We start from the raw sequence: 26791 nt of genomic DNA, 5'->3' as shown, positions 1-26791 counted from the left end.
GGGAAGCAACAGAGGCCGGTCAGGGGAAGAATCCGTGCTTATGAAATTGTGACTTCGGCGCTGGGAGCGTGTCAGGTTTCTCCGGGCCCTCAGTGCATCCGTAAGCGTAGCGCAGCAGATTTTAGTACACCCAGTACCCTTTAATAGTGGCTTTGAACCGAATTGTGCTTTTCTATGGCTTTACCCCGATCGCCGACCCCGACGCCGTGCGTCTGTGGCAGCGTGCCCTCTGCGAGAAACTGGGGCTCACCGGCCGGATCCTGATCTCCAAGGACGGTATTAACGCCACCGTTGGTGGCGAGCTCAACAACATGAAGCAGTACGTGAAAACCACGCGCGAATACAAGGGCTTCCATGACATCGACTTCAAGTGGTCCGAGGGCGGGGCTGCCGATTTCCCACGCCTCAGCGTTAAGGTCCGCGACGAAATAGTTTCCTTCGGGGCTCCCGGTGAGCTGAAGGTCGACGAAAACGGCGTGGTGGACGGAGGCAAGCATCTCCAGCCTGAAGAACTTCACTCCCTGGTGGACGCAAAGAAAGCGGACGGGGAAGAGGTGGTGTTCTTCGACGGCCCGCAACGCCTTCGAGGCGCAGATCGGCAAATTCAAGGACGCCATCGTTCCGGACGTCGCCACTACGCACGACTTCATCAAGGAACTCGAATCCGGCAAGTATGACGCCCTCAAGGACAAGCCCGTTGTCACTTACTGCACGGGCGGCATCCGCTGCGAGGTGCTCTCAAGCTTGATGGTCAACCGCGGTTTCAAAGAGGTGTACCAGCTCGATGGCGGCATTGTCCGCTATGGCGAAACCTTCAAGGACAAGGGCCTCTGGGAGGGGTCGCTCTACGTATTCGACAAACGCATGCATGTGGAGTTCAGCGACGAAGCCAAGACCATCGGCGAGTGCGTTCGCTGCGCCGCGCCCACCAACAAGTTCGAGAACTGCTCCAACCTGAGCTGCCGGACGCTGACTCTCTACTGTGCAGAATGTGCCTCAAGTCCTGAAACCCTTCGCTGCCCCGGAGGCTGCGAAGCCGCCTGAGCTCCAACCCCCTTCAGAGCCTGCTGACCCGATACGCAAAGTTCGCGTCGGATCGGGCGCCCACAGTGATGGCCAGGATGGCGTCCTTTTCCAACTGCACCACGCTCACCCGGGCATTGGCGCATCCCAAGGTCAGGTCAACCAAGTCCGTCTCGCCTACGCTGACTGCGAATGAAACGCGGCGGGTGCCGCGGCACGCCAGCGTCACCGCGTACGTTCCGCCGGGCAACTGCACGGTCTGCTCAGTTCTGGACTCACCGGAATTCAGGAAGCCGCTGCTCGAATAGAACGACTGCCCCTGCGATTCCGGCAAAGCCGCTTTGGCCCACTCTTTCAGGGCCTCACCTGTAACGGTTTGCTCCAGGGCTGGGTCGGGAGGAAGCACGACATTGCTGCCGGTAGTGTCTGTGGGGCTGGAATCCGCACGCCCGCCGTCGTCATAGGTGTACTCGCACGCCGTCAGCGCGCCACCCAGCACGAGCAAGAGCCCGACGGCGGCACTTGCCAGCCGTCTGGACACAACCGAGCCAGCCACCTTGCTGCCCATACGTTGACTTTACGCTGGCCTGGAAGCGCACCATAGTGCTGGCGCAAGGGGCTAATTAGCGGCGGGCACCAGCTGGTAAGCAAAAATCAGCGGGGCATCCACACTACTCGTGGAGATAGTGAGGGCGGCGGTGGCGGGGACTTTGATCTTCACCACTTCAAGGCTGCCGTTGCAGGCGGCTCCCGCATCGGCGATTTGCTTTCCACCGGAAGATACGGCGAAGAACACCTTTCCTCCTCCATCACAAGCCATCGTCAGTGTGTAATTCCCGGCGGCAACGCCCGGTGACTCCTTGACCAGCGGGTCCCGGTTCAGGATCTTGCCGGAATCCTCCAACGTCACGGTGCTGGCGGTGGGCAGGACTTTATCTTTCCACGCCGGCACATCGGCATGTTCGACGCTGACCGGACCCTGGCAGGCTGAGGCCGCCAGGAGCGTCCCAGCAGCAATGACAACAAGGCCTGCGCGGCGCCTTGTGGAGGAATGGTTGAGCATGCTTCCACGCTACCGGGTCCCCCAACAAGGTTTTGTCCACATAGCCCAAACCGGAAACGTCTCCCATGAAGCGGCGCCCATAGACTTGCAATGTGACTCAAACCCCCGAAATATTTACCGCTGGCAATACTGACGACGCCCCGCGCAGCGACCACCCTGAGCTCCTTGCGTCGCTGGCCTCAGACCTTCGCGCCATCTCATACACGGTCGACGGCGTTGCGGAACTACTGGGGGAATCCGCCTATGCCGCATTGAACAGGGACCAAATCATTCCAGCGTTGTTGGTGAGTGAACGCATGTCCAAGAGCGGCGTGGAAAGCACCCGGGCGCTGTCCGTCATAGTGCGGCTGTGGTTGCTTGCTGTCCCACAGCCGCAGTCCGATATTGACCTTGCACTCCCCGGCGTGGGCGCCCAAGGACTCGCCCGGCTTGGACTTATCACCCTGGACGCCGGTGTTGCCACGGCCAAGGTGGATCTACGTCCCTATGGCTGGGAGGCCAATGCGGACGGCAGCGGGGGAGCGGAGCTTTGGGTAGCCAGTGATCTCGCTGCCCACCAACAAGCCGGGGTCCTAAGGAACGACCACGTGCTGGGGATAGGACGGGCATCAACAACCCTTGTCCAGACAACCATCAGGCAGCACACGCACCGTGCGCTGGACCTCGGGACAGGCTGCGGCATCCAGACGTTCCATTTGTTGCATCACTGCGAACATGTCACGGCAACGGACATCTCCGGGAGGGCGCTCGCCTTCACCCGTTTCAATCTGCTCCTTAACGCTCAGGAACTGGACCTGGATCCGAACAACCTCGAAGCCCGCGTCAGCCTGCGCCTGGGCTCGCTCCTGGAACCCGTGGCGGGGGAACGTTTCGGGCTCGTCGTCTCCAACCCGCCCTTCGTCATTACCCCGCGCAGCGCCGGTGAATCCTTGGCTGATCAATTTACATACCGCGACGGCGGCCTGCCCGGCGATGAGATCGTCGCCTCGTTGGCGCGGACCCTGGCAGGCGTCCTTGAACCCGGCGGCACAGCCCAAATGCTCGGCAACTGGGAGATCCGCACAGGGACACCATGGCATGACAGGCCTTCCTCATGGCTGAAAGGTTCAGGCCTGGACGTTTGGTTCATTCAACGTGAGCAGCTGAGCCCGGAGCAGTACGCAGAGACCTGGCTGCAGGACGCTTCGGAGAACCGGGACCGCAGCCACTATCAGCAGTCATACGCCGCGTACCTCGAGGACTTCGCGTCGAGGGATGTTGAAGGAATCGGCTTTGGCATGATCTGGCTACGCCGCCCACAAACTTCAAACGAAGCACGCATCAGCCGGTTTGAGGAGATTACTTACCCCATTGAGCAACCTATCGGTCCCCATCTGGGCGCGGCCGTGAAACGCGCGGACTGGCTCGCTGGCAGTACTTTGCCGGAAATACACCTTGTGGTGGCCGAGGACGTCACCGAAGAACGCCATCAGCGTCCCGGGGCGGTGCATCCAGGCGTGATCCTCCTTAGGCAAGGGGCCGGCCTTCGTCGAACAAACCTGCTCAGCACGGAGCTGGCGGGCTTTGTCTCTGCTTGTGATGGCCAATTATCCGTAAGGCAGATTGCCGGAGCCTTGGAAGCACTCCTGGGCGGCGCGGACGACTTCGATTCAGGGTCCTTCCAAGAAGGGCTTCTTGCCGAAGTACGGAATCTCGTCCTGGACGGGTTCCTCCTCCCGGATACGCAAGAGGCGTCCGTATGAACAGTGCACGGCCGCCGCGCCCGCTCGGTAGCAAGTCCTCAGTTAGTGACCCTGCTTACACTGATGAAGTGATTGCGAACAACCAGACATCCCAGGCGTCGGGCGATGCCCCTCGGCGAAAGAGGGCCGAGAAAACGGTTGAGATAACCGATCCCAAGGCTATCCGTGCATTGGCGCACGCCGCCCGCCTGGAGGTCATCTCCGAGCTCTACGCAACACAGGTAAGCCACACAGCCACTGAGCTCGCTGCCCGCACCGGCCTGACGCCCAGTGCCATGAGCTACCACCTCCGCGCGCTCCAGAAGTGGGGCATCGTTGCCCCCGCGGAAAATGCCGGCGACGCAAGGGAACGCCGTTGGAAGGCTGCTGGAACTGACTTCAGGATTTCAGGCGGCAGCGTGGCCAGCCCGGAGATCGCAGTGGTCGATCTTGAGCTGGATGCCTTCCGGCGCAGAGCTTCGGCTTTTGCCAAGGCCCGCGGAGAACGCCGGCAACGTGGCGAAGCGGCGGACGAGCCGGCGTCGGTGGTGCTGGCGAGCAATTTGCTGTACTTGACCAACCAGCAGCGCAAAGAGCTTTCCGAACGGATCAGGGAGGTCCTGCGGGAGTACGAACTGGACGACCCCACCCGGATTCCACAAGGTGCCGAGCGTGTTGCTACTCTGTGGTCAATGATCCCGGATGACCGCATGGCACCTGGGCACTAGGGGTCCGGCCAGCCCCTCGGATTTCCACACCGGAACGCAGGATTCTGCAATCTATGGTGAACTAGGCCAATATGGGCACCAGCCCAATTACACATTTTTTCTGTAGGAGCACCGTGCCCAGCAAGGCAAAAACCGGCAAGAAACTCGTGATCGTGGAGTCTCCGGCCAAGAGCAAGACCATCGCCAAGTATCTTGGCGAGGGCTTCATCGTCGAGGCTTCCATCGGCCATATCCGGGATCTCCCGCAGCCATCAGACCTCCCTGCAGAACTGAAGAAGACCTCGCTGGGCAAGTTCGCCGTCGACATCGAAAACGACTTCAAGCCGTACTACGTCGTATCCCCGGACAAGAAGAAAAAGGTCGCCGAGCTCAAGGCGCAGCTGAAAGACGCTGACGCGCTCTATCTCGCAACCGATGGGGACCGCGAGGGCGAAGCCATCGCGTGGCACCTCCTTGAGGTCCTTAAACCCAAAGTTCCCGTGTATCGCATGACTTTTGGCGAAATCACCAAGGAAGCTATTCACCGTGCCATGGATAACCTTCGGGACGTCGATACCGCACTGGTTGATGCCCAGGAGACCCGGCGTATTCTGGACAGGCTCTATGGCTACGAAATCTCGCCGGTTCTGTGGCGCAAGGTCGCCAGGGGGCTCTCCGCAGGACGTGTGCAGTCCGTGGTTACCCGCATGGTGGTTGACCGCGAACGCGAACGTATGGCTTTCCGGGCCGCTTCCTACTGGGACCTCACCGGCCAGTTCGGAGCCGACTCGGGATCCTTCAAGGCGAAGCTTGCTGCGGTGGACGGTTCCAAGGTCGCCAGTGGTCGTGACTTTAATGACAATGGCCAGCTCACATCCTCCAACGTGGTGCACCTGAACGAGGAACTTGCCACGTCCTTGGCCGCAGGCCCTGCAGAACGCCGATTTCCGCGTTCGTTCGGTAGACACCAAGCCGTACACACGCCGTCCTGCCGCACCGTTCACCACCTCCACGCTGCAGCAGGAAGCCGGCCGAAAGCTCAGGTTCTCCTCGAAGAGCACCATGCAGGTCGCCCAGCGCCTGTACGAAAACGGCTACATCACTTATATGCGTACGGACTCCTCCGCTTTGAGCGATGAAGCTGTCACAGCAGCCCGGCGCCAGGCCGCGGAGCTCTACGGCCCCGAGTACGTGCCCCAAAGCCCCCGCGTCTACGCCAACAAAGCTGCAAATGCCCAGGAGGCCCACGAGGCCATCCGCCCCGCCGGTGACTCGTTCCGCACTCCCGCCCAGGTGGCCAAGCAGCTCAGCGGAGACGAATTCCGTTTGTACGAGCTCATTTGGAAGCGCACGGTCGCGTCCCAGATGGCCGATGCCAAGGGCTCCACGGCCACCATCCGGCTGGGTGCCGTAGCAGCTGACGGGCGCGACGCTGAATTCTCGGCCTCCGGTACCGTCATCACCTTTCCCGGCTTCCTCGCCGCCTATGAGGAAGGCAAGGACGAGAGCCGCGGAGATGAAGACTCCGATGAAGCGCGCCGGCTGCCCAACGTGGCCAAGGATGACTCCCTGCAGGCCTCGGACATCGTCGCTGTGGGGCACGAAACCTCACCGCCTCCGCGCTACACCGAAGCGTCGCTGACTGCTGAGCTGGAAAAGAGGGGCATCGGCCGTCCGTCGACCTATGCCTCCACGATTTCCACCATCCAGGACCGTGGTTATGTCCGCAAACAAGGTTCTGCCCTGGTCCCCAGCTGGATCGCTTTCTCGGTGATTCGCTTGCTTGAGCAGCACTTCACGGATTACGTCGACTACGAGTTCACCGCTGACATGGAAGGCGATCTGGACAAAATCGCCAACGGCCAAGCCGTAGGCGCAGCGTGGCTGAAGCACTTCTACTATGGTGAAGACGCTGATCCCGGGCTGTTGAGCATCGTGAACAACCTCGGCGAGATTGACGCCCGCGAGATCAACTCCGTGCCCATAGCGGAGGGCATCACCTTGCGTGTGGGTAAGTTCGGCCCGTACCTGGAAAGCAGCATTCCCACCGTTGACGAGAAGACCGGTGAAGTGGTGGAGTCCGCACGGGCCAACGTCCCGGAGGAACTCGCACCGGATGAGTTGACAGCCGCCAAGGCAATCGAGCTCATGGAAACTGCAGCTCCTGAGGAACGTGTCCTGGGAACCGATCCACACACGGGCCATACCGTGGTTGCCAAGAACGGCCGTTACGGCGCCTACGTCACCGAGATCATTCCCGAGATGACCGAGGAACAGCTGGCAAACCAGCCCGTTGAGTACTACAAGAACGGCAAGCCCAAGCCTCCAAAGAAGCCGGTGAAAGCCAAACCACGCACAGGTTCGCTGTTCAAGTCCATGACCGTGGACAGCGTCACCCTGGATGAGGCCCCTGCAGCTCATGAGCCTGCCCCGGGTGCTGGGCGAGGACGCTGAAGGAAATGTCATCACCGTCCAGAACGGCCGGTTCGGACCTTACCTGAAGAAGGGTACGGACTCCCGTTCAATCGGCTCCGAAGAAGAAATCTTCACCATCACACTGGAACAGGCCTTGGAGATCTACTCCCAGCCCAAGCAGCGTGGTGCCCGGGCCGCCGTGCCGCCGCTGGCCGAGTTCGGACCGGACCCCGTGTCGGAGAAGAACATTGTCGTGAAGGAGGGCCGATTCGGTCCATACATCACCGATGGCGTCACGAACATCACGGTTCCGCGATCAACGTCCCTTGAGGAACTGACCCGGGAACGCGCCGTCGAACTTCTTGCCGAGAAGCGGGCCAAGGGCCCCGTCAAACGGACGACTACGCGCAAGGCGCCAGCCAGGAAAGCCGCCGCCAAAAAGTAGCCAGCCAAAAGTAGCCCGGCCAAAAGCAGGCGGGCCAACAAGCAGCCGGGCCAACAGCAGCCGGGCCACGAGCGGCCGGCTACAAGGTGACGCCTCAACAAGACAGGGTGCGGTCCGGGAAGCCATCGAATTGCGTCCCGGACGGCAGCGTGGTCGAGTAGAACCATGACTGAACAGACTTCTTCACCGGACAACGGACCCTTGAACGACCTCGAAGCGAAGCTCGCCTTGGCTGAACAGCCGGACGCCAACCCGGTAGACGTCATCCTTGCTTTCCTGAACAACGAGGTCTACCTCATCAGTTCCGAAGCAGTGGATGGACCGGACTCTGCCGTAGAGCCATTGGTCCTTTCGAACGCTGACGGACAGCCTGTTCTTGCGGTGTTCAGCCACCCAAGCCGAGTGGATGAGCGCTTTCTGGAAGCGGCCCCCCGCACATTCTGGGCACCATGGGTTCGGCGATCCTCGGTAACATCGGCGACGAACTGGGCATGGTCATCAACCCCGGAAGCGAATATGGCTTCGAAATCGATCCTGAGGGGATCGCCAATATCCGCCGCGACTTCAAACGGGCAGACGAGGCAGGGGAGCCAACGGAATAGCTGGCATCCTGGGCACGGGAGGTCTGCCTGTCAGCGAAACGTGGACGCCAAGTTGCTTCCCCGGCTTCGAATCAGTGAATAATGGCAGAATGCGTCTTGGCGTTCTCGATATCGGTTCAAACACCGTCCACCTGCTGCTCGTGGACGCCCATCCCGGTGCCCGCCCAGTGGCTTTTGCCTCCCACAAACGGCCACTCTCCCTGGTGCAATACCTCGACGGCGATGGCAACATCAACGATGCCGGCCAGACTGAGCTGATTGAGTTCGTCCTGGAGGCGTGGGAATTCGCAGCACGCCACAAGGCCGAGGATTTGCTCGCGTTTTGTACCTCGGCAATCCGTGAGGCAACCAACGGCGCCGAGGTCCTGGCCCGCGTCAAACACGAGACTACGGTGACTCTCCAGGAGCTCACGGGCAGCGAAGAAGCGTCCATGACTTTCTTTGCCGTTCGTCGTTGGTACGGCTGGGGCGCCGGTCCGATCCTGGATCTGGACATTGGCGGGGGATCCTTCGAAATGGCCTACGGCACGGACGAACTCCCGGAATTCGCTACCTCCGTTCCGTTGGGAGCCAGCAGGCTGACGCGGGATTGGCTCCATGATGATCCACCCAGCGCCAAGAGCGTCAAGGAGCTGAGGCGGTACATTCGCTCTACCCTCAAGCCTGTTGTCCGCAATTTCCACGAGCTTGGCCGGGCCAACCTGGTGGCGGGTACCTCCAAGACGTTCCGCTCCCTTGCGCGGATCGCTGGTGCTGCCCCCAGTGCGGCCGGTCCGTATGTGAAACGGGAACTCCACGCTGCCGATCTTGGCTTGTGGGCCCAGCGCATATCCGCCATGAAAGTTGAGGACCGGTTGTATCTCCCGGGCGTTTCAGATGCGCGCGCCCGACAATTGCTGGCCGGGGCTTTGGTGGCGGAGGCCGCGTTGGAGCTCTTTGAATTCCCTAAGATGGAAATCTGTCCGTGGGCTTTGCGGGAAGGGCTGATCCTTCGACGCCTGGACCAGTTGGTCTTCGATGATGCCGTGGATCCCGCGCCTCACGTCGGGAAGCGCAAGAAGGACAAGTCCAAGAAAAAAGCAGCCAAGGAAGGCGACAAGACGACGGACAACGACGAGCCCCAGCACACGTTTGAGGAGTTCCCTGTGCCCGTGAACAACCCTGCTCCTGCACCAATTCCGGCCCCCGTGGCAGGCGGGCTGGCTTCCTGAGATGAGCACCGACGTCGAGCCCGTTGCAAATAACCGCCACATCCCGGTGGCGCTGTCCAGTGCCTCCGTCTATCCGCTGAGCGTCCATGATGCTTTCGCGGTTGCCCAGGACCTTGGTTATGAAGGTGTTGAGGTCATGGTCACCAACAACGCCGTGAGCCAGAATCCGGACGCCCTCATCCAGCTGAGCCATCGTTACCACCAGCAGATCGTCTCTATTCACGCGCCCACGCTGCTGCTCACCCAGCAGGTCTGGGGAGCCGCATGGAACAAGATCGAGAAGTCCTGCCAGATGGCCAGGGAGGTCGGCTGCGACACCGTGGTGGTCCATCCACCGTTCCGCTGGCAGTCGAATTATGCCGAGAACTTCGCTGCGGGCGTTCGGGAAATCGCTGCGATGTATCAAGTGCACATCGCGGTGGAGAACATGTACCCGTGGCGCGTCCGCGGACGGGAGGCTGTTGCCTACCTACCGCACTGGGATCCCTTGGGACAGGATTACGACGACGTCACTTGGGACTTCTCGCATGCGGCAACTGCGGGGGCAAACAGTTTGGAAGCCATCCAGGCACTAGGCAGCAAACTCCGCCACGTTCACCTCACGGATGGTTCAGGTTCCGGGAAGGACGAGCACCTGGTGCCGGGTACGGGGACGCAGCAGTGCGCCGACGCCCTCCAACACCTTGCTTCCAACGGTTTCAGTGGTGTTGTGGTGGCGGAGATTTCAACCCGCAAGGCCAAGGTGGCTGGTGAGCGTGAAGAAATGTTGGCTGAAACGCTTCGTTTCGCGCGTCAGCACCTCAGCATCCCGCTGGTGCGGTCGCACGATAATTAGAAGCCAACTCGCTAATTGGAAGCCAACTCGGTAATTGGAAGCCAACGCCATTAAAAGCGAAAGCACCGGCGGCCGAATCGGGAAATGGGGGAAAACCCGCCCCGGCCACCGGTGCTGTTGGCGGGCATCCCCATGCCCGCCTCATCACTCGCACCCTCAATGAGGTAACTACTAAGTTACGGACCAAGGTTGGGTGCTGCCTGCAATATTCTTGGGAACAAGCTGTGAATCCGGACAGCGTTCGACCCCTCCATAGGCAAACTGCCATGATGGTGCAATGAGCAACCGAATCGCATTCCTTGGCTGTGGATCCATGAACGAGGCAATTCTGGCCGGTCTCCTTGCCGCCGGGGCTGACCCATCCGATGTCGTCGCCACTGTCCGACGTGCCGAGCGCGCAGAAGAGCTTGCGCAGCGGTACGGCGTTATGGCGATCGCCGGCGAGGAAGAGCCGGACAACAACAAGCTCGCCGCCAAGGGTTCCGGCATAGTCATCCTTGGCGTCAAGCCAGTTGGCATTACAGACCTTGCCCGGGAAATCAGCCCGGCACTCGCCAAGGACACCGTTGTTGTGAGCGTGGCTGCTGCGGTTTCCATCGCGCAGCTTGAGGCCGCCCTCCCGGAGGGGCAGCCGGTGATCCGCACCATGCCGAACACACCCGCAAAGCTGGGTCGCGGCGTCGTATCCGTTTCGCCCGGGACGCACTGCACCCCGGAACAGCTGGAGAAGGTGAAGGCAGCGCTGGCAGGAGCCGGCAAGGTTGTGGAGGTGCCCGAGGAGCAAGTGGACGCCTTGTCCGCCATCAGTGGATCCGGCCCCGCCTACGCGTTCTATTTGGCTGAGGCCATGGCCGCTGCGGGTGTTGAATTGGGGCTGGACGCCGAACTGTCCGTCATGCTGGCCCGCGAAACGGTGGCGGGCGCCGGTTTCATGCTGGCGGAACCAGGTGCGGACCCCACTGCACTTCGCGTTGCCGTAACCAGTCCCAACGGCACCACCGAGCGAGCTATCGCAGCATTCGACGACGGCGGGATCCCCAGGATCATCGCGGAGGGAGCCCGTGCGGCTGCCAACCGCGCAGCCGAGATCACAAAACAGCTGGGCTAACCGCGCCCTAGGGCCGTGCTGCGAAGCGCTCCAGGAGATCGACGTGTCCGGACACGATCAGCATGTCGTGTCCTGACACCTTGGTTTCCGGCCGCGCATACGTGAAGTCCTCACCGGGGGTCTTCACGCCGACGATCGTCACGCCGTATTTGGAACGCACCTTGGATTCCTCCAACGTGAAGCCAACAGTTTCCTTGGGCGGATACATCTTGACGATCGCGTAGTCGTCGTCGAACTCGATGAAGTCCAGCATGCGCCCTGACACCAGGTGCGCGGCACGGACGCCGGCGTCGGCTTCCGGGTAGATCACGTGGTTTGCGCCGATCCGGCTGAGGATCTTGCCGTGGGATGGGGTGATCGCCTTGACCCAGAGGTGTTGGATGCCCAGGTCCACCAGGTTCACCGTGATGAGCACCGAGGACTCGATGGACGTGCCCACGCCCACCACGGCGGAGCTGAACTCCTGGGCCCCCAGCTGGCGCAAGGCATCGATGTTGGTGGCGTCCGCCTCAACCACGTGGGTGAGCACGGGCGCCCATTTCTGGACGAGCGTCCGGTCGCGTTCAATCGCCAGGACTTCCCGGCCTTGCTTGACCAATTGCTCGGCTGTGGCCGACCCGAACCGGCCAAGGCCAATGACCAGCACTGGTGCGTTGTGGGCGGGGCGGTTGGCCGCCCCTGTGGTACTAGCCAATGATTGGCCTCTCTTCCGGGTAGTGGTACAGCTGGCTGCGCTGGCGCAGGGCCAGGCCGGCAGCGAGGGTTACGGTGCCCACACGGCCTGCGAACATGAGTGCGGTCAGGACGTAAACGCCCGACGGCGGCAGCTCGGCGCTGAGGTTGGTGCTCAGTCCCACTGTGGCAAAGGCGGAGATGGTTTCAAAGAGCACCCTGTCCAGTGTTGCGCCGCTGATGGAGAGCAGCAGGAATGCCGCGACCGATACAAGTGTGGCGCCGGCAACAATCACCGAGATGGCCACCCGCATGGTGCCTTGGGGAATCGTGCGTCCGTAGACCTTCACATCGGCATCTCCACGGGCCTCGGCAACAATGGCGAGGAACATGACCGCGATAGTGGTCACCTTGATGCCACCCGCGGTGGACGCCGAGCCGCCGCCGGCAAACATGAGGGCATCCGTGAGGAGCATCGTGGTGGATTCCATGTGGTTCTGGTCAACCAGGTTGAACCCGCCTGAGCGCGTCATCACTGATGCAAAGAGGGAATGGATGAGCTTGTCGCCAAGATCCATGTGCGCGATGGTCCGCACGTTGTCCCATTCCATGAGCGCCCACAGGACCGTGCCGGCGAGCAGCAGGATGAAGGACACCTGGATGGTGAGCTTGGTGTGGAGGTTCCACTTCTTCCAGTTCAGGCCGTTCTGTTGCAGAACCATCACTACCGGGAAGCCGAGGCTGCCAAGGAACACGCCCAACATGAGTGGAACCAGGATCCAGAGGTCGGTCTCGTAGGGCACGATTCCGTCCGAGTGCGGCGTAAATCCGGCATTGTTGAAGGACGAGATCGAGTAGAAGACCCCGTGCCACACCGACTGCCAGAATGGCTCGCCGAGAAGCATGAAGCGGGGGATCAGGGCCAAGGCAAGGGCGCCTTCGATCACCACGGAGGTCACGATGACGATGCGCAGCAGCGTACCCACTTCACCAAGCCTGCCGGCGTTGTTCATGGCCTCCTGGGCGATGAGCTTGCCGCGTACACCTAGCCGCTTGCTGACCATGAGGGCCAACAGTGAAGCGAGGGTCAAAGTGCCAAGGCCGCCCACGAAGATGCCCACCAAAATAATGAGCTGGCCAAGGAAGGACCAGTGGGTGGCGGTGGAAACCACGGTCAGGCCGGTCACGCAGACACTGGAAACCGCCGTGAACATGGCCTGGTGCAGAGGAGTAGGTTCGCCCGAAGCCGAGGAGAACGGCAAGGACAACAAGCCTGTGAAGAGCAGGATCACCGAGGCGAAAGCGACCAGGGCCAGGCGGGCCGGGGACGTGTTGGCGATGTTGTCAATGAAGTCGCGCGCACGCGTGAAAATCCACAGACCTTCACGTTCCTGCTGGCCGGGTTGCCAGTTGGCCGGGCTCGCAGAGCGCGACTGGCTTTGAGACATGGGTTCTTCCTCGGTTGAACATGCTTTCCTGAGTAGTAAACCACTATTCCTGCAGCGTAACCGGGCGGTAGAGCTCCGCGGCCTCAGGTAGCCTGTTCTGGATGAACTCCAGGCTTGGAACAACTGCTTCCAGCATTACGCGATCCGCACTGCCAACGACGGTTGTGTGGGATCCGGCCATGACTGCTTACAACTTTGGTCCCAGCCATCCTATGGCCCCGCAGCGGCTGGAGTTAACTGCGAGGCTCGCGGAATCCCTTGGTCTTTTCAACCACAGCCATGTGGCGGTGGAGAAGCCGGAGCTGGCCACCGACGTCGAACTTTGCTCGGTGCACAGCGCGGAGTACGTCGCGGCGGTGCGCCGCGTTAGCCAGGATCCGTCCATGCCCGAGGAAGACCGGGGGCTCGGAACCGAGGATGATCCCGCATTTGCCGGCATGCACGAGGCCAGTGCCCGACTCGCCGGTGGTTCCCTGTTGGCTGCTGAGTCCATCCTCTCCGGGAAGGCCGTGCGCGCCGTGAATTTCAGTGGTGGATTGCATCATGCCGCGCGCGAGCGGGCCAGCGGATTCTGCGTCTATAACGACGTCGCAATCGCCATCCAGCGGCTTCTGGACGGCGGTGTGCGGCGCGTGGTGAGCATCGACGTCGATGCCCACCATGGCGACGGAACACAAAGCATTTTTTGGAATGACCCCCGCGTCATGACAATTTCCCTGCACGAATCCGGGCTTACCCTCTTTCCGGGAACGGGTTTCGCAAATGAAACCGGCGGCCCGGATGCGCAAGGCACGGTTGTCAATGTTGCGTTGCCGGCGTTCACGGGAGACGCCGCATGGCTTCGCGCCTTTCACGCGGTGGTACCGCAGCTGGTTGGAGCTTTCAATCCCGAGGTGATTGTCAGCCAGCACGGCTGTGATTCGCACCGCCTGGATCCATTGACGCACCTCAACCTCAGCGTGGACGGGCAGCGGGAGGCGGCCAGCGCCGTCGCCAGCCTTGCCGCCAGGTACTGCGATAACCGGTGGATAGCCACTGGTGGAGGTGGCTATGACATCACGGGTGTTGTGCCACGTGCGTGGAGCCACCTGATCGGGATGGTGACGCAGCGGCCGGTCCCGCTAAGCACGCCCGTTCCCGAGGCCTGGCGGACCTACGTCAGGGAAACTTACGGGGTTTGGGCGCCCGAGTCGATGAGCGATGACGTGGATGTCTGGTGGCGTTCCTGGGAAGTTGGATACGACCCCGCGGACGAGGTGGACCGGACGGTCATTGCCACGCGCAAGGAGATCTTTCCTTTGTACGGGCTCGATCCCTGGTTCGATTAGACGGTCTCGCCACCTACGGCCCGGTGTTCTCTGTTTGGAACACCACGCCCGCTGCACCCACGAGCCATCCCAGCAAGGACAAGGCAAATGCGCCGATGAGGTCCGTGGACGCTTGCCCTTTGAACAGCCACAGCACCAACACGAGCATGCCCATGGTCATATAGACCATAATCGCGAAGATCACACGGCCGGAGAGCCTGTTGGCCACCTCGGTGGGGCTGACAAGAGTGCTGCTCTGGCCAGCCTCGGCTTGGTCCCTCTTGACCTCGGAAATCGTGAAGCCAAGTGCGGATGCCGTCAGGGAACTCAGGGATGTGGCGAGTACGCCTGCAGCTGTTACAAGGGCACCATTGAGTTCAGGTGCAACCGCACCGCCGGTGGGCACCCAGGTTCCGACGCGCAACAGGACGGCAGCCCAAACGAACACGAAAAGTGCCAGAAATACCGCGGCGATGATGTTGAACATTTGACGCCGGAAATAGTCAGTCATGGCCTTGCACCCCGTGCTCTTGGCGGCCGGGGGCCTGGCAGCCCGGACGGACCGTGAATCCGTTTTAGCATTGGCCTTGGATAGGGTCAACGATCCACCACCGTCGCGGCACGAAACAGGGATGCCATTTGGCGTATATGTCGCTAGGGTGGGAGGCATGGTGACTGACGACGTATTTGCCGTCATAGCTGAGGCAACCAGGCGCGACATCCTGGTTTCACTCCGCTCTGGGGATAAAGCTGTAGGCGAACTGGTGGAAGAACTGGCTGCAAGCCAGCCCACTATCTCCAAGCATCTGAAGGTGCTCCGCGAGGCTGACCTCGTCAGCATGCGCGCCCAGGGGCAGAAGCGCTACTACGCGCTGAACCCGAAGCCGCTGGCAGGTGTGGCTACCTGGCTGGAAACGTTCGACGTCGGACCCTCGGCTGGTGCCGCCGTCGGACCATCCGAGGAAGCAGCGCCGCAAACGGTGGCTTCCGCTGAGGCTGTGCCTGCCGCGTCGAATGTGGAACCCACTGTGCCGGATCTCGTTGCAACTCGTGCCGAGGCCGTCAGCAAGGCCGTGAAAGTCCACTCAGATGGGATGCCCGTCTCGCTGGATCCGGCATCGGACGATACCGTTCCGCAGCAGATTGGCCGGACTGTTGGCCGCGCTGCCACTAAAGCGGCGGATCTGCTGGCCAACCTTCCGAATCTTCCCAACCTTCCGAAATTCGGTCGCAAGCGCTAGTTCGCTTACCCACTCAATCCAGCGTGATCTTGAACACCTTGTGAGGTTTCGTTAGCGTCAGGTTTCCTTGCGTTTGCGGGGTTTTTCTACGGTTGTGTTAACTCTTCCCGTGGGTCACATTCTCGCTGGATGGAGATCCTACGTCCAATGATGCAACGATGACGGGACTGAATCGTCTCGTCGCCAGTCGGCGCATGGATGGATAGGAAGACGCATGGATTCGAGGCTCGAAGCTGTCCGGAACACCGTATTGGCGCGGAACCCTGGCGAGAAGGAGTTCCACCAGGCGGTCACCGAGGTCTTCGAAAGCCTGGGGCCTGTTCACGATCGGCACCCCGAATTCCTTGAGGGTGCCGTGCTGGAGCGTCTGTGCGAACCCGAACGGCAGATCATCTTCCGCGTGCCGTGGACCGACGACTCAGGCCGCGTCCACGTAAACCGCGGTTTTCGGGTGGAGTTCAACTCGGCGCTTGGGCCGTACAAAGGCGGGCTCCGGTTCCACCCGTCGGTGTACCTGGGCATCGTGAAGTTCCTCGGCTTTGAGCAGATCTTCAAGAATGCCCTTACAGGCATGCCGATCGGCGGTGGCAAGGGCGGCTCCGACTTCGATCCCCGCGGACGCTCCGACGCCGAGATCATGCGGTTCTGCCAGTCGTTCATGACTGAGTTGTACCGGCATATCGGTGAATACACCGATGTCCCGGCCGGCGATATTGGGGTTGGCGGGCGCGAGATCGGCTACCTCTTTGGCCAGTACAAGCGCATCACCAACCGCTATGAATCCGGCGTCCTCACCGGCAAGGGGATTTCCTGGGGTGGCTCGTTGGTCCGGCCGGAGGCTACCGGCTACGGCACCGTGATCTTCGCCCAGGAGATGCTCAAGACCCGTGGTGCTTCCTTTGATGGCCAGCGCGTTGTGGTGTCCGGTTCCGGAAACGTGGCCATCAACGCGATTGCCAAGGCACAATCCCTCGGTGCAACCGTGGTGGCCTGTTCCGATTCCGCCGGTTACGTCGTGGATGAGGCGGGAATCGACGTCGGGCTTCTCAGCCAGATCAAGGAAGTGGAACGCGGGCGCCTCACCGAATACGCTGCGCGCCGTTCCGGAGTCAGCCACGTTGCCGGCGGTTCCGTGTGGGACGTGAACGGCACGGTCGCGCTGCCATGCGCCACGCAGAACGAGCTCGACGGCGAAGCTGCCGCCAAGTTGGTCAGCAACGGCCTGATTGCCGTAGCTGAAGGCGCCAACATGCCCTCCACGCGTTCGGCAGTGTCAGTGTTCCAGGAGGCGGGCGTTCTGTTCGGCCCGGGTAAAGCCGCCAATGCTGGTGGTGTTGCTACGTCCGCGCTGGAAATGCAGCAGAACGCCAGCCGTGATTCGTGGTCATTCGAGCACACGGAACAGCGGCTTACCGAGATCATGGTGGGCATCCATGACCGCTGCGCAGAAACCGCCGAAGAATATGGTTCGCCCGGAAACTATGTGGTGGGCGCCAACATCGGCGGATTCGTCAAGGTAGCCGACGCGATGCTGGCCCAGGGCCTGATCTAGCGCCCGCGCCCCCAATTGGGTCGCAATTAAGCGCGTTTAGCGGGCTCAAAACGTGCTTAACTGCGACCTAGTTGGGTGGGCTAGCTCTGCAGCAGCCGCACGTGGTCCGGGTTCAGGTCCGATACCTTGCTGACGCCCAGGAGCGCCATGGTGCGGGTCATGTCCTTCTCGAGGATCTGGATCGTGCGGTCCACGCCTTCGCGTCCACCGGCCATGAGTCCATAGAGGTATGCGCGGCCGATCAAGGCAAAGTCTGCCCCCAAAGCGAGGGCTGCCACGATATCGGCGCCGCTCATGATGCCCGTATCCAGCATGATCGCGGCCTTGCTCTTGTCCGCCTGCAGGGGCCGCCGAAACTTCAGGCAACAAATGGAACGGGATAGGCGCCCGGTCCAGTTGGCGGCCACCATGGTTGGACAGGACGATGCCGTCGGCGCCGTGGTCCACCACCTTGCGGGCGTCTTCTACCGTCTGGATGCCCTTGACCACAAGCTTGCCCTTCCAGGTTTCACGCAGCCAATCAAGGTCTTCATACGTCAGCGTGGGGTCGAACATTGAGTTGATGAGGTCCGCCACCGTTCCCGTATACCGCGAGAGCGACGCGAAGGTCAGTGGCTCATGTGTCAGGAAGTTGAACCACCACGCGGGTCGGTAGGACGCATCCAGGACTGTCTTGAGTGTCAGCGCCGGCGGGATGGTCATGCCGTTACGGACATCCCTCAGGCGAGCCCCGGCTACAGCAGTATCCACGGTCACCATGAGGGTATCGTTGCCTGCTTTGGCGGCGCGCTCGATCAACTCCAGGGAGCGGTCACGATCGGTCCAGAGGTACAGCTGGAACCAGTTGCGGCCGTTCGGAGCCGCCGTAGCAACGTCCTCGATCGAGGCCGTGCCCATCGTGGACAGCGTGTAGGGAATGCCGGCAGCTTCTGCGGCCTGCGAGCCGGCGTATTCGCCCTCGGACTGCATCATTCGGGTGAATCCGGTGGGCGCAATGCCGAAGGGGAGGCGCGATTCCTTCCCCAGAATGTCCGTGCGGAGGTCGATCCTGGAAACATCGCGAAGGATCCCGGGGCGGAATTCGATGTCCTGGAACGCCTGGCGCGCCCGGCGCAGCGTGATCTCGGCTTCCGCGGCGCCGTCGGTGTAGTCGAAGGGGGCCTGCGGCGTGCGGCGCTTGGCGATGTCGCGCAGGTCCCAGATGGTGCTGGCGCGCTTGAGGCGGGCGGCCTTGCTGAATTCGGGCTTCTTGAACTGCATGAGCGGCGCCAGGTCCGACACCTTGGGGATGCGCCGCTTCAGTGCCGGAGGTTGCACGACGGCGGGCGTCGGCTGGGGCGGCCGGCTGACGGTTTCGTCGCTCCCGGCATTGGCCGGGGCTGCTGTGATCTTCGGATCGAGGGTGTCGGTCATGCGGTTCTCCCTTGAAATTCTGTGGTCCTACCACTGTGGTCTAACCACACTGTAAGCCATGTGGTTGGACCACATCAACTAGTATTCCCGTATGCGTACCCACGAACTAGTCCTGCAGTGGATAGAAAAGCAGCTATCCGACGGCGACCTCGCCCTCGGCGGACGGCTCCCCGGAGAGCGGGCAATGGCCGAGCAGCTGCAGGTATCCAGGACATCTGTACGGGAGGCCGTGCGGATCCTTGAAGCAATGGGTGTTGTGCGCGCGGGCGTTGGCTCGGGCAAGGACGCGGGAACTGTAGTGATCGCCGAGCCCGGCTCTGCACTGGGCTCCACGCTCCGCCTCCACGTGGCAACCCGACACCTTCCCGTGGCCGACATCGTGGAGACCCGTGTGCTGCTCGAATCCTGGGCAGCTGCCCGGGCCAAAGTTGGCGCCCCTGCCCTTGATGAGGCGGCGGCGCTGCTCGAGCAAATGGACAACAGTCCGGACATCGAGGCGTTCCTGGCCCTTGATGCCCGGTTCCATGTGGCACTGGCACAGGCTGCCGGAAATACAGTGGTCAGTGCAATGATGGCGTCATTGCGGGGCGCAATTGAAAACTACGCCGGCGAGTTGACGGGGAACCTTCCGGATTGGAAGGCGACTTCCGAACGGCTCAGGGCCGAGCATCGCGCCATCCTCGCTGCCGTCAACGCGAACGACGGCGGCCGGGCGGCAGAGCTCGTGGCGGCCCACATCGAAGGCTTCTACAAAGAGGCCGGAGTGGGCTCGCAGCCTTCCGGAGAATAGAGCAACGCGGGGTCACTTAGGGCCCATGGTGGGCTTCCGGATGGGCCCTAAGTGACCCCGCGTTGCATTTCTAGGCGGGCTTGAAGGCCGGGGCTGCAGTGCTCTTGCGGATTTCCATCCTCGGCGAGAACTCATCCTGGGCTTGGGTGGTGGATTCGCCTGCCTGCTGGATCTGCTCCCGCATCCTGCGCCACGCCAGGCTCCCCAGCTCATTGATGGGCACGGCGGCGGTGGTCAGTGGGGGAGTGGTGTACTTGGCGAACGGGATGTCGTCGAACCCCGTCACCGAGATGTCCTCCGGAACCCGCATGCCACGCTCGTGCAGGCCACTGAGCAAACCCATGGCGACGAGGTCGTTGAAGGCCAGGATGCCGGTGGCGCCACTGGCGATTATGGCCTCGGTGGATTCATGTCCGGAGTCGAAGTTGGACCCGCCGTGGAGCATTTGGAGTTCAATCTCCGGGTGCTCTTTCCGGAATTTTTCCAGGCCCACCAAGCGCTGGCGGTTGGATGCGCTGTGCTCCGGGCCGGAGAGGTACGCCAGCCGCCGGTGGCCCAGGCCAACCAGGTGCTGGGCGAGTTCCTGGATACCTTGGCCGTAGTCCACGCTGAGGCTTGGAGTGTTGGTGGCCACCGTGGTGCGGTTGATGAGTACCAGCGGATGCAGGGTAGGTGCCAGCTCTTCAAGTTCGGCATCGCCCATTCGGGGTGCGCAGAGCACCACGCCATCGCAGCGGCGACGGGCTTCTCCGGCCAGGATTGCTTCCTCGCTGGTTACTTCGGATGAATCCGCGATCAGGACGCGATACCCGTCCTGGGAGGCGGCAATGCTAAGTCCGCGGAGGATGGCCTGGAACGTGGGGTTTGCCAGGTCCGGGACAACTATGCCGATGGTGTCGGTTTTGCCCAAGGCCAGGCTTCGGCCCACCGGGTTGGGTTGGTACTTCAATTCGGCTGCCGCCGCACGGACGCGCTCGGCAATGCCCGGATCAACGGCGGCGTTACCGTTCATGACGCGGGACACTGTGGCGTGCGAGACGCCTGCCTTCTCCGCGACATCGGCAATGCCAATCCGCCGATTGGTGTTCCTCCGTGCCATGTTGCCCCTTCCGGTTGGCTGTCCGCGTGCTGCCCCTGCGTTGGGGCAATGGTTGACGGAACCGCCAGAGTCTTGATACAAAGCTTATAACGCTCTGAGAAAACGCTTTCTCATGATTCTTCCCAGATCACGCCGGGCCGTCAAGCGGTTCACTCCTGCCTTTTGAAAGGGGCCTTCCCATGGTCAACGTCGACACCGCCGAGACCCAGTCGCCCGCACCGGGCACTTCCGGGTTCTCCGCCGGAAGCACTGCCCGCCATCGGACCCGCATTGCCCTTATCGGGACCGGGGGCCGCTCCGAAATGTACATTCGCGCGATCTATGGACAGCACGCAGACGTAGCTGACCTCGTCGCCCTCTCAGACGTGAACCAGGGCCGCGTGGATTTCTACCAGGAACTCATCAAGGAACTCGGCGGAACGGAGCCGGTGGCGTTCTTCGAGCCGGCAAAGCTGACCGGGTTCATCCAGGCCAACGGCATCGAACGCGTCATTGTCACGACGCCGGACTACACCCACGCGGACTACATCGTGGAGGCGCTCGAGGCGGGTGCCGACGTCGTGGTTGAAAAGCCGCTGACGATCGATGTCGAGGGCTGCCGCCGCATCACCACTGCCGTGGCAGAAACCGGGCGGAACGTCGTAGTCACCTTCAACTACCGTTACTCGCCGCGCAACACCGCCCTTAAGGAGATCATCCAGAACGGCGTGATCGGCAAGGTCACGTCCATCGACTTCACCTGGGTGTTGGACACTGTGCACGGCGCGGACTACTTCCGCCGCTGGCACCGTGAGAAGAAGAACTCCGGGGGCCTCCTCATCCACAAGGCCTCGCACCACTTCGACCTCGTCAACTGGTGGATCAATGACGTCCCCGAGCGCGTTTTCGCCTCCGGGGGGCTCCGGTTCTATGGCGACAAGAATGCTGCCGAGCGCGGTCTGGGTGCCCGCCCGGAGCGCGGCACGGTTGATGGCCTGGCGCGTGATCCGTTCCGCCTGGACATGCGGGAGGACGAACGCTTGAAGGCCCTGTACTACGACAATGAAAAGTTCGACGGCTACCTGAGGGACCAGGACGTCTTCACGGAAGGCATCACCATCGAGGACAACCTGGCCCTCGTAGTTGATTATCAGGGCGGGCCCACGTTGAGTTACTCGCTGAACGCCCACAGCCCGTGGGAAGGCTACAGGGTCAGCGTCAACGGCACGGAGGGCCGCGCCGAGCTCGAAGTGGTTGAGCGCGCAGCGGTCCAATTCAGCACAGACAAGAAGACTGTGGTGGACCCCAGCGCCACGCCTGTTGAGGAAGAAGACGCCGTTCGACGAAACGGTGAGCGCCTGGTGGTCCAGCGTCACTGGGAGGCGGCCTACGAGGTCCCGATCGTCAACGGGGAAGGAGGCCACGGAGGCGGCGACAACCTGCTGCTCTCCGACCTCTTCAATGGACCCGGCGTAGACCCCCTGGGCCGTCCGTCGGGGTACATCGATGGCCTCCGTTCCGTCTCAGTCGGCATCGCCGGCAACCAGTCCCTGGACACCGAACTCCCCGTCCGCATCAGCGAACTTGGCCTGGGCATCGATCTCAGCCGCGGCCAGGCCTAACGGCCCAACACCATACGAGGACAAACACCATGAGCAGGATTTTCGTCACCGGCGGTTCCGGCCGGCTTGGCCGCAGCGTCGTGGCCGGCCTCGCCCAGGCCGGACACGAGGTGGTCTCGGTTGACCGCGACGCCATCCCGGCGGAGCAGTTGCCGGCCGGCACCGTGCAGTACGCGGCGGACCTTTTGGCCCCGGGAGAAGCGGAGCGGCTCCTCCGGGAAACAAACCCCGACGCCGTCATTCACCTCGCTGCTATCGCGGTACCTTTCAGCGCCCCTGAGGAAGTCATCTTCAGTACGAACACCCGGCTCGCCTACGGGGTCATCAGTGCAGCCACCGACGCGGGTATTCCGAAGATTATTACGGCAAGCAGCCCCACTGCCCTGGGCTACGGCTCACCGGCCGGGTGGCTGCCGCCGTCGTTCCCGCTGGACGAGCAGACGCCGCCCAAGCCCTGGAATGCTTACGCGTTGTCCAAGCTGATCGCCGAGCAGACAGTGCAGATGTTTGCCGCGGCGCAGGGGGACAAGATCCGGTACGCGGCGTTCCGGCCTTGCTACGTCATTTCCCCCGAGGAGTGGCAGGGCGCGCCCACGCAGCAGGGCCACACGGTTCGCGAGCGGTTGCAGGATCCCGCCCTGTCCGCGCCGGCACTGTTCAACTATGTCGATGCAAGGGACGTGGCAGACTTCCTGGACGTGCTGCTGGAGAAGATGGACGCCATCCCCAACGGGCAGGTCTTCTTCGTTGGAGCGAAGGATGCCTTGGCCACTGCTCCGCTCGCTGAGCTGTTCCCGCGTTTCCTGCCGGGCAGCGGCCCGCTTACCGAACACCTGACCGGCACCAGCCCCGCGTTCTCCATCGGGAAAGCGCATGAGCTTCTTGGCTGGGAGCCCACGCGCAGTTGGCGAACCGAACTTACGCCGCCCTTCGAACGCGAAGACTCAGCAGCATCAGAGCAAGCACTACTCAACGACGAGAATCACGCCGGCCTGGTCCCGGCGGGAGCAACCAAGGAGACACCATGAACTTCGACGGCGTACTGTTTTTCCCCGTCACACCCTTTGCCGAAGACGGCTCGGTGGATGTAGCCCTTCTGAAGGAGCACATCACCTCGCGCCTTCCTTACGGCCCCGGAGGTGTTTTCCCAGCGTGTGGCACGGGTGAATTCCACGCCCTCTCCCTGGATGAGATCCGCACTGTAGTGGCTGCCGCCGTCGAAGCTGTTGACGGTGCTGTTCCGGTAGTCGCAGGCGCCGGCGGCCCGCTCGGCCACGCACTTGCTGCCGCCAAGGTTGCCGAGGAGGCAGGCGCCGATGCCCTGCTGGTTCTCCCGCCGTACCTCGTTACGGGGCCAACAGACGGCGTGGTTGCTTACGTCGAGGCCATCGCCGCTGCCAGTAGCCTGCCCGTGATCGTCTATCACCGTGGCACGGCGAAGTTCACTGCCGCGGCCATGACCCGCCTTACTGCCAATCCCAAGGTCATCGGCTTCAAAGACGGGATCGGGGACGTCGGCCTCGCGCAGGAAATCGTATCGGCCATCAACGCCAGCGGCCGAACCGACTTCGCACTTTTCAATGGGCTCCTCACGGCAGAGCTGACCCAGGGCGCTTACCGTGGCTTGGGCATCCCGCTCTACTCCTCGGCGGCATTTGCCATGGCTCCGGAAATTGCAAAGGCCTATTACGACGCCTACATGTCAGGCGACGAGGAACGGCGCAACGCCCTGCTCGAGGGGTTCTATTCGCCCCTTGTGAGGCTTCGCGACCAGACGCCCGGCTTCGGCGTCTCGCTGATTAAGGCAGGCCTTCGCCTGGCAGGGCTCCCGGTTGGCTCCGTCCGACCACCGCTGGTTGACCCCACGGAGGAACAGCTGTTGGAGCTCAAGTCGATCCTGGCCAAGGGCCATGAGTTGGCCGTCAGCTGATGACAGCGCGCATTACCGGACTCAGCACACGGTTGATCACGGTTCCGTTGCTGCGCAGCTGGGGTGCTGAAGCCCCCGAGAACCATGTGATCGTCACCGAACTAACCACTGACGACGGCGGCGTGGGCCACGGTTTCTCGTGGACACCCACAATCGGTCCCCAAGCGGTCAAAGCGCTCCTGGACCACGACATCGCCCCCTTCGTCCTTGGTCTCGAGGCCAACCCGGAGATCGTCTGGGACCAGCTGTGGAAGCGGCTGCACGAAGCTGGTGGGGGAGGCCTGACCACCATCGCCATGGCCGGCGTGGACCTTGCGCTGTGGGACCTTAAAGCGCGGCAGGCGGGCACGTCCGTCACCCGGCTTCTGGGCCAACGCCAGGAATCGGTGGAGGTCTATGGCTCGGGTGTGAATCTGCACTACTCCCTGGAACAGCTCGTGGAGCAGGCACAGCGCTGGGTTGCCGCTGGTCATAAGGCTGTGAAGATCAAGGTGGGAAAGCCTGAGCTACGCGAAGACGCTGAACGGGTTGCCGCAGTCCGGCAGGTCATTGGCCCCGACCGCCTGCTCATGATTGATGCCAACCAACGCTGGGACCTGGCGCACACTTTCCGTGCCTTGGATGTTTTGGGGGAGTACGGATTGGAATGGCTTGAAGAGCCAATCCGTGCTGACGATCTGTGGGCCTACCGGCGCCTGCGTAAACATTCTCCGGTGCCTATCGCGCTTGGCGAGAACGTCCACACTATCTACCGTTTCCGTGACTTCATCGAAGCCGAAGCTGTGGACATTATCCAACCCAACATTGTCCGCGTGGGCGGCATCACGCCGTTCCGCAGGATCGTTGAGTTGGCCCGTGCGAACAGCATCAGGGTGGCTCCGCACCTTCTGCCGGAGCTCTCCGGACAATTGGCGCTCACCTTGGCTGAGGCCGTGAGCGTGGAAGAAGTGGAAGACGCTTCCTTCGAGCAACTCGGCATCCTCGCCGGGCCCTCTCCCATCCGAATCCGCAACAGCAGGCTCAGCTCCGTAGGCAGTCCAGGTCTTGGCTTCGACTTTGCCGCAACGCCGGCCGCACGTCAGAGCTCCGCCCCTGAGAGTAAAGGAAACCACATTGAGTACAGCAACTCTTGACCTGACCGAGGTTACAGCCGCTGCCGCCGCAGCCTTCAAGGTGACCGCCGCAGCGTCCGACGCCGAGCGCGCAGCCTGGCTGACCGCCGTCGCCGACGCGCTGGACGCCAACGTGACGGAACTGGTGGCCATAGCTGACTCCGAAACCAGCCTTGGCACGGTTCGGCTCACCGGTGAGGTGGCGCGGACGAGCGGCCAACTCCGGTTGTTCGCGAGGGTGATCACGGAGGGCTCGTACTTGGAGGCCGTCATCGATCACGCGGATCCTGCCGCCACCCCGCCCAGGGCCTGACCTGCGCCGCATCCTGCGTCCGATTGGACCGGTGGCAGTGTTCTCGGCGTCGAACTTCCCGTTCGCGTTCTCAGTGGCCGGCGGCGACACTGCATCGGCGCTGGCTGTCGGCTGCCCGGTGATCGTCAAAGCACATTCCGGCCATCTACGACTGTCCGAGCGGACTGCCGGGATCGTGACCGAAGCCTTGGCGAAGGCGGGGGCCCCGGAGGGCATCTTCGCCCTCGTGAGCGGACGCGAGGCCGGTACCGCATTGGTGCAGGATCCCGCCATCAAGGCGGTGGGCTTCACCGGGTCCATTCCCGGCGGCCGCGCACTCTTCGACCTCGCAACGTCCCGCCCGGAACCGATCCCCTTCTACGGCGAACTGGGCAGCCTGAACCCGGTGGTCATCACGGATGGTGCCTTGGCCGATCGTGCTAAAGAACTTGCTGCTGGCCTGGCTGGTTCGTTCACCCAGGGAGCGGGGCAGTTCTGCACCAAGCCCGGACTCGTTTTCATCCCTGCGGGCACGGACTTCGCTGCCCAGGTGGCTGAGGCGAGCAAGGACAAGCCGACAGCGGCCATGCTGACCGAGCGGATCGCGGAGGCCTACCCTTACGGCTTGCGCAGCGTCGCGGAGCAGCCGGGTGTTGCGGTGGTGAGCGGCGTTGTGGATCAGGACAGCCTGGCCGATGGCGCGGCTCCGGTGGTGTTCTCAACGAGCGCGGCCAATGTGCTGGAACGTCCGGATGAGCTGCTGGAGGAGTGCTTCGGCCCCACAACTCTCCTCATTGAGTACGCCAACAACGACGAACTGTCACAGGCGCTCGCCAAGGTTCCAGGCAGCCTCACCGGCACCGTACACGCGCAGCCAGGTGAGGACATTTCAGCGCTTGTGGAGCAGCTGAGTGAGCTCGCCGGCAGGGTCCTGTTTGACGGTTGGCCCACTGGCGTTGCCGTGAACTGGTCGCAGCAGCACGGAGGACCGTACCCCGCCACCACATCGCTGTTTACCTCAGTGGGCGCTACCGCGGTTCGCCGCTTCCAGCGTCCCGTGGCTTACCAGGACGCTCCGGAAAGCATCCTGCACCCGGCCCTGCGCGAGGCGAACCCGTTGGGCATCCCGCGCCGTGTGGACGGCGTGCTGACGCTCGGCTAACTCACCTACAGCGAACCCAACTAAGTAGCAGTTAAGCGCGTT

At 62.3% G+C, this 26791-nt stretch carries 20 protein-coding genes and 5 pseudogenes; 17 read left to right on the top strand and 8 right to left on the bottom strand.

The genetic code is table 11. The annotated features are described in order from the left end of the window. The first annotated feature begins 146 nt into the window (after window positions 1-146). Window positions 147-1044 (top strand): annotated as a pseudogene (gene trhO / locus LDP01_RS10065) (oxygen-dependent tRNA uridine(34) hydroxylase TrhO). Window positions 1045-1057: 13 nt separating this feature from the next. Here the strand turns inward: trhO and LDP01_RS10060 are convergent. Both LDP01_RS10060 and LDP01_RS10055 read right to left on the bottom strand, forming a co-directional pair. Next, window positions 1058-1591 (bottom strand): DUF6023 family protein, encoded by a 534-nt coding sequence (locus LDP01_RS10060; protein ID WP_224088834.1) that lies wholly within the window; start codon window positions 1589-1591, stop codon window positions 1058-1060. Window positions 1592-1642: 51 nt separating this feature from the next. After that, entirely contained in the window at window positions 1643-2086 is a 444-nt protein-coding gene (locus tag LDP01_RS10055) for a DUF6023 family protein (RefSeq protein WP_224088832.1), read from the bottom strand. A 92-nt stretch (window positions 2087-2178) separates the two neighbouring features. Between LDP01_RS10055 and LDP01_RS10050 the strand changes: the two genes are divergently transcribed. From LDP01_RS10050 to proC, 7 genes and pseudogenes are all read left to right on the top strand, one after another. Beyond that, the gene (locus LDP01_RS10050; RefSeq protein WP_224088830.1) at window positions 2179-3828 is read left to right on the top strand and encodes a DUF7059 domain-containing protein; all 1650 of its coding nucleotides are present in this window, start codon (window positions 2179-2181) and stop codon (window positions 3826-3828) included. After that, window positions 3825-4535 carry an ArsR/SmtB family transcription factor gene (locus tag LDP01_RS10045; RefSeq protein WP_224165300.1) on the top strand — a complete coding sequence of 237 codons (711 nt, stop codon included), beginning with the start codon at window positions 3825-3827 and terminating at the stop codon, window positions 4533-4535. Before LDP01_RS10050 ends, LDP01_RS10045 begins: the two co-directional genes overlap by 4 nt. Before the next feature lie 113 nt (window positions 4536-4648). Continuing rightward, window positions 4649-7374: pseudogene (gene topA, locus LDP01_RS10040) on the top strand (type I DNA topoisomerase). Window positions 7375-7539: 165 nt separating this feature from the next. Next, window positions 7540-7976, top strand: a pseudogene (locus LDP01_RS23720) (SseB family protein). 89 nt (window positions 7977-8065) lie between these two features. After that, entirely contained in the window at window positions 8066-9187 is a 1122-nt protein-coding gene (locus tag LDP01_RS10030) for a Ppx/GppA phosphatase family protein (RefSeq protein ID WP_224088825.1), read from the top strand. A 1-nt stretch (window position 9188) separates the two neighbouring features. Continuing rightward, window positions 9189-10022 carry a sugar phosphate isomerase/epimerase family protein gene (locus tag LDP01_RS10025; RefSeq protein WP_216927041.1) on the top strand — a complete coding sequence of 278 codons (834 nt, stop codon included), beginning with the start codon at window positions 9189-9191 and terminating at the stop codon, window positions 10020-10022. A gap of 277 nt (window positions 10023-10299) precedes the next feature. Next, window positions 10300-11130 (top strand): pyrroline-5-carboxylate reductase, encoded by an 831-nt coding sequence (gene proC / locus LDP01_RS10020; RefSeq protein ID WP_224088823.1) that lies wholly within the window; start codon window positions 10300-10302, stop codon window positions 11128-11130. Between the two features lie 7 nt (window positions 11131-11137). Here the strand turns inward: proC and LDP01_RS10015 are convergent, their stop codons facing one another. From LDP01_RS10015 to LDP01_RS10005, 3 genes are read right to left on the bottom strand one after another with little or no spacing between them, the layout of a single operon-like run. Beyond that, complete coding sequence (locus LDP01_RS10015; RefSeq protein ID WP_377652913.1) at window positions 11138-11776, bottom strand: potassium channel family protein; 639 nt, start codon at window positions 11774-11776, stop codon at window positions 11138-11140. 40 nt (window positions 11777-11816) lie between these two features. Beyond that, a complete protein-coding gene (locus LDP01_RS10010) occupies window positions 11817-13250 on the bottom strand; it encodes a TrkH family potassium uptake protein (RefSeq protein ID WP_224088821.1) in 1434 nt (477 codons plus the stop codon). Between the two features lie 43 nt (window positions 13251-13293). Next, window positions 13294-13431, bottom strand: coding sequence for a hypothetical protein (locus LDP01_RS10005; protein ID WP_224088820.1), 138 nt, complete (start codon window positions 13429-13431; stop codon window positions 13294-13296). Between LDP01_RS10005 and LDP01_RS10000 the strand changes: the two genes are divergently transcribed. Continuing rightward, window positions 13430-14578 (top strand): acetoin utilization protein AcuC, encoded by a 1149-nt coding sequence (locus tag LDP01_RS10000; protein WP_224088819.1) that lies wholly within the window; start codon window positions 13430-13432, stop codon window positions 14576-14578. The two genes, LDP01_RS10005 and LDP01_RS10000, sit on opposite strands and share 2 nt — an antisense overlap. 13 nt (window positions 14579-14591) lie before the next feature. On the opposite strand, the gene LDP01_RS09995 is transcribed toward LDP01_RS10000, so the two are convergent. Continuing rightward, window positions 14592-15068 carry a hypothetical protein gene (locus LDP01_RS09995; protein ID WP_224088818.1) on the bottom strand — a complete coding sequence of 159 codons (477 nt, stop codon included), beginning with the start codon at window positions 15066-15068 and terminating at the stop codon, window positions 14592-14594. A gap of 157 nt (window positions 15069-15225) precedes the next feature. On the opposite strand from LDP01_RS09995, the gene LDP01_RS09990 reads away from it, so the two are divergent. Beyond that, entirely contained in the window at window positions 15226-15798 is a 573-nt protein-coding gene (locus LDP01_RS09990) for an ArsR/SmtB family transcription factor (RefSeq protein ID WP_224088817.1), read from the top strand. Between the two features lie 214 nt (window positions 15799-16012). Then, window positions 16013-17350: an NADP-specific glutamate dehydrogenase gene (gene gdhA, locus LDP01_RS09985; protein ID WP_224088816.1), complete on the top strand. Its 1338-nt coding sequence runs from the start codon at window positions 16013-16015 to the stop codon at window positions 17348-17350. An 80-nt stretch (window positions 17351-17430) separates the two neighbouring features. On the opposite strand, the pseudogene LDP01_RS09980 reads toward gdhA, so the two are convergent. Next, a pseudogene (locus LDP01_RS09980) lies at window positions 17431-18763 on the bottom strand (alpha-hydroxy acid oxidase). A gap of 91 nt (window positions 18764-18854) precedes the next feature. On the opposite strand from LDP01_RS09980, the gene LDP01_RS09975 reads away from it, so the two are divergent. Beyond that, window positions 18855-19553 (top strand): FadR/GntR family transcriptional regulator, encoded by a 699-nt coding sequence (locus tag LDP01_RS09975; RefSeq protein ID WP_224088815.1) that lies wholly within the window; start codon window positions 18855-18857, stop codon window positions 19551-19553. 70 nt (window positions 19554-19623) lie between these two features. On the opposite strand, the gene LDP01_RS09970 is transcribed toward LDP01_RS09975, so the two are convergent. Further along, window positions 19624-20652 (bottom strand): LacI family DNA-binding transcriptional regulator, encoded by a 1029-nt coding sequence (locus tag LDP01_RS09970; RefSeq protein ID WP_224088814.1) that lies wholly within the window; start codon window positions 20650-20652, stop codon window positions 19624-19626. Window positions 20653-20831: 179 nt separating this feature from the next. Between LDP01_RS09970 and LDP01_RS09965 the strand changes: the two genes are divergently transcribed. From LDP01_RS09965 to LDP01_RS09945, 5 genes and pseudogenes are all read left to right on the top strand, one after another. After that, the gene (locus LDP01_RS09965; protein WP_224088813.1) at window positions 20832-22253 is read left to right on the top strand and encodes a Gfo/Idh/MocA family protein; all 1422 of its coding nucleotides are present in this window, start codon (window positions 20832-20834) and stop codon (window positions 22251-22253) included. Window positions 22254-22282: 29 nt separating this feature from the next. Further along, on the top strand, window positions 22283-23281 hold the full coding sequence (locus LDP01_RS09960) for an NAD-dependent epimerase/dehydratase family protein (RefSeq protein WP_224088812.1): 999 nt from the start codon (window positions 22283-22285) through the stop codon (window positions 23279-23281). Next, window positions 23278-24183: a 5-dehydro-4-deoxyglucarate dehydratase gene (locus tag LDP01_RS09955; RefSeq protein ID WP_224088810.1), complete on the top strand. Its 906-nt coding sequence runs from the start codon at window positions 23278-23280 to the stop codon at window positions 24181-24183. The genes LDP01_RS09960 and LDP01_RS09955 overlap by 4 nt, the downstream gene beginning before the upstream one ends. Continuing rightward, entirely contained in the window at window positions 24183-25316 is a 1134-nt protein-coding gene (locus tag LDP01_RS09950; RefSeq protein WP_224088808.1) for a mandelate racemase/muconate lactonizing enzyme family protein, read from the top strand. Before LDP01_RS09955 ends, LDP01_RS09950 begins: the two co-directional genes overlap by 1 nt. Beyond that, a pseudogene (locus tag LDP01_RS09945) lies at window positions 25297-26749 on the top strand (aldehyde dehydrogenase (NADP(+))). The gene LDP01_RS09950 and the pseudogene LDP01_RS09945 overlap by 20 nt, the downstream one beginning before the upstream one ends. Window positions 26750-26791: the final 42 nt, after the last annotated feature.

Source organism: Arthrobacter sp. StoSoilB13 (assembly GCF_019977255.1).
Classification (GTDB): domain Bacteria; phylum Actinomycetota; class Actinomycetes; order Actinomycetales; family Micrococcaceae; genus Arthrobacter.
Note: the sequence above shows the minus strand (reverse complement) of the source record. Positions and strands in the feature narration are given on the sequence as shown.

What these genes read in the sequence shown, in the direction of transcription:
- LDP01_RS10010 (WP_224088821.1), bottom strand. Translation starts at nt 13,250, where the DNA reads ATGTCTCAAAGCCAGTCGCGCTCTGCGAGCCCGGCCAACTGGCAACCC.
- LDP01_RS09965 (WP_224088813.1), top strand. Translation starts at nt 20,832, where the DNA reads ATGGTCAACGTCGACACCGCCGAGACCCAGTCGCCCGCACCGGGCACT.
- LDP01_RS09995 (WP_224088818.1), bottom strand. Translation starts at nt 15,068, where the DNA reads ATGACTGACTATTTCCGGCGTCAAATGTTCAACATCATCGCCGCGGTA.
- LDP01_RS09960 (WP_224088812.1), top strand. Translation starts at nt 22,283, where the DNA reads ATGAGCAGGATTTTCGTCACCGGCGGTTCCGGCCGGCTTGGCCGCAGC.
- LDP01_RS10045 (WP_224165300.1), top strand. Translation starts at nt 3,825, where the DNA reads ATGAACAGTGCACGGCCGCCGCGCCCGCTCGGTAGCAAGTCCTCAGTT.
- LDP01_RS10030 (WP_224088825.1), top strand. Translation starts at nt 8,066, where the DNA reads ATGCGTCTTGGCGTTCTCGATATCGGTTCAAACACCGTCCACCTGCTG.
- LDP01_RS10005 (WP_224088820.1), bottom strand. Translation starts at nt 13,431, where the DNA reads ATGGCCGGATCCCACACAACCGTCGTTGGCAGTGCGGATCGCGTAATG.
- LDP01_RS09975 (WP_224088815.1), top strand. Translation starts at nt 18,855, where the DNA reads ATGCGTACCCACGAACTAGTCCTGCAGTGGATAGAAAAGCAGCTATCC.
- LDP01_RS10025 (WP_216927041.1), top strand. Translation starts at nt 9,189, where the DNA reads ATGAGCACCGACGTCGAGCCCGTTGCAAATAACCGCCACATCCCGGTG.
- LDP01_RS09990 (WP_224088817.1), top strand. Translation starts at nt 15,226, where the DNA reads ATGGTGACTGACGACGTATTTGCCGTCATAGCTGAGGCAACCAGGCGC.
- gdhA (WP_224088816.1), top strand. Translation starts at nt 16,013, where the DNA reads ATGGATTCGAGGCTCGAAGCTGTCCGGAACACCGTATTGGCGCGGAAC.
- proC (WP_224088823.1), top strand. Translation starts at nt 10,300, where the DNA reads ATGAGCAACCGAATCGCATTCCTTGGCTGTGGATCCATGAACGAGGCA.
- LDP01_RS10000 (WP_224088819.1), top strand. Translation starts at nt 13,430, where the DNA reads ATGACTGCTTACAACTTTGGTCCCAGCCATCCTATGGCCCCGCAGCGG.
- LDP01_RS09955 (WP_224088810.1), top strand. Translation starts at nt 23,278, where the DNA reads ATGAACTTCGACGGCGTACTGTTTTTCCCCGTCACACCCTTTGCCGAA.
- LDP01_RS09950 (WP_224088808.1), top strand. Translation starts at nt 24,183, where the DNA reads ATGACAGCGCGCATTACCGGACTCAGCACACGGTTGATCACGGTTCCG.
- LDP01_RS10060 (WP_224088834.1), bottom strand. Translation starts at nt 1,591, where the DNA reads ATGGGCAGCAAGGTGGCTGGCTCGGTTGTGTCCAGACGGCTGGCAAGT.
- LDP01_RS09970 (WP_224088814.1), bottom strand. Translation starts at nt 20,652, where the DNA reads ATGGCACGGAGGAACACCAATCGGCGGATTGGCATTGCCGATGTCGCG.
- LDP01_RS10055 (WP_224088832.1), bottom strand. Translation starts at nt 2,086, where the DNA reads ATGCTCAACCATTCCTCCACAAGGCGCCGCGCAGGCCTTGTTGTCATT.